5 protein-coding genes and 1 pseudogene are annotated in these 5,704 nt (G+C 61.0%); all 6 read left to right on the top strand.

Annotation, left to right across the window (positions count from 1 at the left end; translation table 11 throughout):
* Window positions 1-1,450 (top strand): annotated as a pseudogene (locus QZY67_RS11705) (DNA-directed RNA polymerase subunit beta'); the annotation flags it as partial.
* A gap of 306 nt (window positions 1,451-1,756) precedes the next feature.
* Window positions 1,757-1,999, top strand: coding sequence for a ribosomal L7Ae/L30e/S12e/Gadd45 family protein (locus QZY67_RS11700; RefSeq protein ID WP_277215823.1), 243 nt, complete (start codon window positions 1,757-1,759; stop codon window positions 1,997-1,999).
* Window positions 2,000-2,070: 71 nt separating this feature from the next.
* Window positions 2,071-2,505 carry a 30S ribosomal protein S12 gene (gene rpsL, locus QZY67_RS11695; protein WP_294548340.1) on the top strand — a complete coding sequence of 145 codons (435 nt, stop codon included), beginning with the start codon at window positions 2,071-2,073 and terminating at the stop codon, window positions 2,503-2,505.
* Window positions 2,506-2,706: 201 nt separating this feature from the next.
* The gene (gene rpsG, locus QZY67_RS11690) at window positions 2,707-3,177 is read left to right on the top strand and encodes a 30S ribosomal protein S7 (protein ID WP_294517717.1); all 471 of its coding nucleotides are present in this window, start codon (window positions 2,707-2,709) and stop codon (window positions 3,175-3,177) included.
* A 12-nt stretch (window positions 3,178-3,189) separates the two neighbouring features.
* Window positions 3,190-5,298, top strand: coding sequence for an elongation factor G (fusA, locus tag QZY67_RS11685; protein WP_295370498.1), 2,109 nt, complete (start codon window positions 3,190-3,192; stop codon window positions 5,296-5,298).
* A gap of 161 nt (window positions 5,299-5,459) precedes the next feature.
* Window positions 5,460-5,704: GTP-binding protein (locus QZY67_RS11680; protein ID WP_295370496.1), on the top strand; the 245-nt coding region annotated here is incomplete at its 3' end.

The raw sequence follows: 5,704 nt of genomic DNA, 5'->3' as shown, positions 1-5,704 counted from the left end.
CTCCGCCCAGATCCGTCAGCTGGCCGGCATGCGCGGCCTGATGGCCGACACCTCCGGCCGCACCATCGAGATCCCCATCAAGTCCAACTTCCGTGAGGGTCTGTCCGTCCTGGAGTACTTCATCTCCTCCCGAGGCGCCCGAAAGGGTATGGCCGATACCGCTCTGCGTACCGCCGACTCTGGTTACCTGACCCGCCGTCTGGTGGACGTGTCCCAGGAGGTCATCATCCGCGAGGAGGACTGCGGCACCCACGACGGCATCATCGTCTCCGAGATTTCGGAGAACGGCCAGGTCATCGAGACCTTTGGCGAGCGCCTGAAGGGCCGCTACCCCGTGGAGGACATCTGCGACCCCGTCACCGGCGAGGTGCTCATTGACCACCACACCATGATGACCGCCGATCACGCCAAGCTGCTGGAGGCCCACGGCATCTACGAGGCCAAGATCCGCTCCGTCCTCACCTGCGAGGCCCGCAGCGGCGTGTGCTCCAAGTGCTACGGCATCAACCTGGCCATCGGCGAGCCTGTGGGCGCCGGCGAGGCCGTCGGCATCATCGCCGCCCAGTCCATCGGCGAGCCCGGCACCCAGCTGACCATGCGTACCTTCCACACCGGCGGCGTCGCCGGCGGCGATATCACCCAGGGTCTTCCCCGTGTTGAGGAGCTGTTCGAGGCCCGCCGTCCCAAGAAGATGGCCCAGCTGGCCGAGATCTCCGGCCGCGTGTCCATCGAGGAGGCCAAGCGCGCCACCCTGCTCAACGTCACCATCACCGCCGACGACGGCGAGGTGGTCACCTACGCCATCCCCAACTCCGCGGGTATCCGCGTGAAGGACGGCGACACGGTGAAGAAGGGCGACGCCCTCACCGACGGCGCCCTCTATCCCCAGGACGTCATCCGCATCCGCGGCGTCCACGCGGTGTACAACTACCTCATCCAGGAAGTGCAGAAGCCCTACCGCCAGCAGGGCGTTGACATCAACGACAAGCACATTGAGGTCATCTGCCGCCAGATGATGCGCAAGGTCCGGGTGGAGGACGCCGGCGACTCCGAGCTGCTCTCCGGCTCCACTGTGGACATCATTGAGTTCAAGGACGCCTACAAGGCGGTTCAGGACCGCATCGACGCCGGCGAGACCAACGGCGGCGTGGAGCTGCGCCTGCCCACCTGCACCCGCCTGCTGATGGGCATCACCAAGGCCTCTCTGGCCACCGAGTCCTTCCTGTCCGCCGCCTCCTTCCAGGAGACCACCAAGGTCCTGACCGAGGCCGCCATCAAGGGCAAGGTGGACCACCTGCTGGGCCTGAAGGAGAACGTCATCATCGGTAAGCTCATCCCCGCCGGCTCCGGCCTGGCCGCTTACCGCAAGTACGACAAGCAGGAGGAGGCCCAGGCCGAATCCGCCTCCGCGGTCCATGCCACTCAGGAGCTCATGCGCTCCAGCTATTAAGCGAAACCGGTAAAAGCACCCTCCGCCGCCTCTCACAGGCGGCGGAGGGCGCTTTTGCGCCCGAGACAGACAGCAGAGGAAGGGAAACTGTGTGTTTTTCACAGAAGGGAAGCGGCGCCGCTGGGAGAGAATTGTTATTCGTGCCTGAAAGGGTGGAAAACCGCAAAAACTCCGCGCTTTCCGGTATTTTTGTGCTTGACTATCCGATCCACCTATGCTATAATCTCAAATTGCGCAGGTATGTCTGCGCCAAGTGCGTCAAGGCACTGTTTTTGAACAGAAAAACGGGTAGAAGGAGGCGTACAGATGCTCTCGGAGCTGAAGAATGGTCCCAAGGTGGCCGGCGTCAAGCAGACAAAGCGGGCGATTGGGGACGGGAGAGCGGTGCGCGTCTTTCTGGCAGAGGATGCCGACCCCCGCGTAACCGAGCCGGTGGAGGAGCTCTGCCGGGAGAAGGGGATTGCCGTTGAGCATGTCCCCGCCATGAAGGAGCTGGGCGCGGCCTGCGGCATCGCCGTGGGAAGCGCTGTGGCGGCTCTGGTCCATTGATTTTAACAGAATAATATCCGTATTATCCTGTTAAAATATATTCTATCATCGCCTAAGAAAGGAGGAAAACCATGCCTACGTTTAACCAGCTCGTCCGTAAGGGCCGCGAGAAGGTGACCTACAAGTCCACTTCTCCCGCTATGCAGCATGGCCTGAACACCCTGACCAACCGCGAGACCGACCTGCCTTCCCCCCAGAAGCGCGGCGTCTGCACCGCAGTGCGTACCTCCACCCCCAAGAAGCCCAACTCGGCGCTCCGTAAGATCGCCCGTGTGAAGCTGACCAACGGCTACGAGGTCACCGCCTATATCCCCGGTGTGGGCCACAACCTGCAGGAGCACTCTGTGGTCATGATCCGCGGCGGCCGTGTCAAGGACCTGCCCGGCGTTCGTTACCACATCATCCGCGGCACTCTGGACACTCAGGGCGTCAATGGCCGTATGCAGGGCCGTTCCAAGTACGGCGCCAAGCGGCCCAAGGCCGGCAAGGGCGGCGCGAAGAAGTAATTCCCGCGCGGCAGCCGACTCGAGCAACACTGAAATGACACAATGCGCATGTGCGCAAGGCAGTTGTCCTTGCAGAAGCGCTTCCTTATATATAGGGGCGTTTCCCGCAGGGCACTGGACAAGCAGGCACTTGTCTTACACGGGGGCTTTTGAAAAGCCTTCGAGTACCTATGAAATCATACTATGAAGGAGGGAAGCAAAGTGCCCAGAAGAGGAAACGTACCCAAGCGGGAGGTTCTGCCCGACCCGCTGTATAACTCCGTACTGGTTACCAAGCTGGTTAACAGCATCATGCTGGACGGCAAGAAGGGCGTGGCCCAGAAGGTGGTCTACGGGGCGTTTGACATCATCAAGGAGAAGACCGGCAAGGAGCCCCTGGATGTGTTCACCGCCGCTATCGAGAACATCATGCCTTCCCTGGAGGTCAAGGCCCGCCGCGTGGGCGGCGCCACCTACCAGGTGCCCATCGAGGTCCGTCCCGAGCGCCGTCAGACCCTGGGTCTGCGTTGGCTCACCACTTACTCCCGCGCCCGCAGCGAGAAGACCATGAAGGAGCGTCTGGCCGGCGAGATCATGGACGCCGCCAACAACCTGGGTTCCGCCGTCAAGAAGCGCGAGGACACCCACAAGATGGCCGAGTCCAACAAGGCGTTCGCTCACTACCGCTGGTAAAGGAGTTAAAGTATGCCTAGAAAAGTTAGCCTGGAGAATACCCGCAACATTGGTATCATGGCCCACATCGACGCGGGCAAGACCACGACCACCGAGCGTATTCTCTACTATACCGGCGTCAACTACAAGATCGGCGAGACCCACGACGGTACCGCCACCATGGACTGGATGGCCCAGGAGCAGGAGCGTGGTATCACCATCACCTCCGCCGCTACCACCTGCTACTGGCAGGGCACCAAGAACCAGTTCCCCCAGACCCGTATCAACATCATCGACACTCCGGGCCACGTGGACTTCACCGTTGAGGTGGAGCGCTCCCTGCGCGTGCTGGACGGTTCCGTGACCGTCATGTGCGCCAAGGGCGGCGTTGAGCCCCAGTCCGAGACCGTGTGGCGTCAGGCCGACCACTACAAGGTCCCCCGCATGATCTACGTCAACAAGATGGACATCATGGGCGCTGACTTCTACAACGTGCTGCACATGATCCACGACCGCCTCAAGTGCAATGCCGTGCCCATCCAGCTCCCCATCGGCAGCGAGAGCTCCTTCAAGGGCATCATCGACCTGGTGGAGATGGACGCCGACGTCTATTACGACGAGATGGGCAAAGACATGCGCGTGGAGCCCATTCCTGAGGACATGATGGAGCTGGCCCAGGAGTACCGGACCAAGCTGATCGACGCCTGCGCGGATCTGGACGATGAGATCATGGAGCTGGCACTGGAGGAGAAGCCCATTCCTCAGGAGCTGATCCGGAAGGTTCTCCGTCAGGGCACCATCGACAACAAGATTGTGCCCGTCACCTGCGGCACTTCCTACCGCAACAAGGGCGTGCAGAAGCTGCTGGACGCCATCGTGGACTTCATGCCCTCTCCCGTGGACATTCCCGCCATCAAGGGCATCAATCCCGACACCGATGAAGAGGATGAGCGTCCCGCCTCCGACGAGGCCCCCTTCTCCGCTCTGGCCTTCAAGATCGCCACCGATCCCTTCGTCGGCCGGCTGTCCTTTATCCGCGTCTACTCCGGCACGCTGAACACCGGCACCGCCGTGCTCAACTCCACCAAGAAGCAGAAGGAGCGCATCGGCCGTATCCTGCAGATGCACGCCAACCACCGCGAGGATATTGAGACCGTGTACTCCGGCGATATCGCCGCTGTCATCGGCCTGAAGAACTCCACCACCGGCGACACCCTCTGCGACGAGAAGCACCCCATCATCCTTGAGTCCATGGAGTTCCCTGAGCCCGTTATCCGCGTGGCCATCGAGCCCAAGACCAAGGCTGGTCAGGAGAAGATGGGCATCGCCCTGGCCAAGCTGGCCGAGGAGGATCCCACCTTCAAGACCTACACCGACGACGAGACCGGCCAGACCATCATCGCCGGCATGGGCGAGCTTCACCTGGAGATCATCGTGGACCGTCTGCTCCGCGAGTACAAGGTGGAGGCCAACGTGGGCGCACCTCAGGTCGCCTATAAGGAGACCATCCGCAAGGCTGTGGATCAGGACACCAAGTATGCCCGCCAGTCCGGCGGCAAGGGCCAGTACGGCCACGTCAAGATCCATGTGGAGCCCAACGAGTCCGGCAAGGGCTACGAGTTTGTCAACGCCATTGTGGGCGGCGCCATTCCCAAGGAGTATATCCCTGCGGTTGACGCCGGTATCCAGGGCGCTATGCAGGCCGGTGTTCTGGCCGGCTATCCTGTTGAGGATGTGAAGGTTACCCTGTACGACGGCTCTTATCACGAGGTGGACTCCTCTGAGATGGCCTTTAAGATTGCCGGATCCATGGCCTTTAAGGAGGCCTGCCGCAAGGCCAATCCCATCCTGCTGGAGCCTATGATGAAGGTCTCCGTTATCGTCCCCGACGAGTACCTGGGCAATGTCATCGGCGATCTGAATGGCCGCCGCGGCATGATCCAGGGCCAGGAGAGCCGTCCCGGCGCCACTCAGGTGGATGCTCTGGTGCCTCTGGCCAATATGTTTGGCTACGCCACTGACCTGCGTTCCTCCACTCAGGGCCGCGGCCAGTACTCCATGGAGCCTCACAGCTACGTGGAGATTCCCAAGAGCATTGCCGAGAAGATCATTGCCGAGCGCGGCCGCAACAACGCCGACTAAGGAACTGTCCAGACCATGGGCCCCCGGACCGGGGGCCCGCGGAATGGCTTTCACACGGATGCGGAATAGGGTATTGCAATTTCTCCGCCAATGCTATACAATATTTACGCATTCTCTACAACATCAAACATGTTAACATGTAATTAAGGAGGATATCCAACATGGCTAAGGCAAAATTCGAGCGTACGAAGCCCCATGTCAACATTGGCACCATCGGCCACGTTGACCACGGCAAGACCACTCTGACCGCCGCGATCACCAAGTATCTGGCTCTGAAGGGCCAGGCTCAGTTCGAGGACTATGCCAGCATCGACAAGGCCCCCGAGGAGAAGGAGCGCGGCATCACCATCAACACCGCTCACGTGGAGTATGAGACCGACAAGCGTCACTATGCCCACGTGGACTG

Source organism: uncultured Pseudoflavonifractor sp. (assembly GCA_904419835.1).
Classification (GTDB): domain Bacteria; phylum Bacillota; class Clostridia; order Oscillospirales; family Oscillospiraceae; genus Pseudoflavonifractor.
The sequence above is the reverse complement of the archived record's forward strand: the minus strand, read 5'-3'. Positions and strand labels throughout refer to the sequence as shown.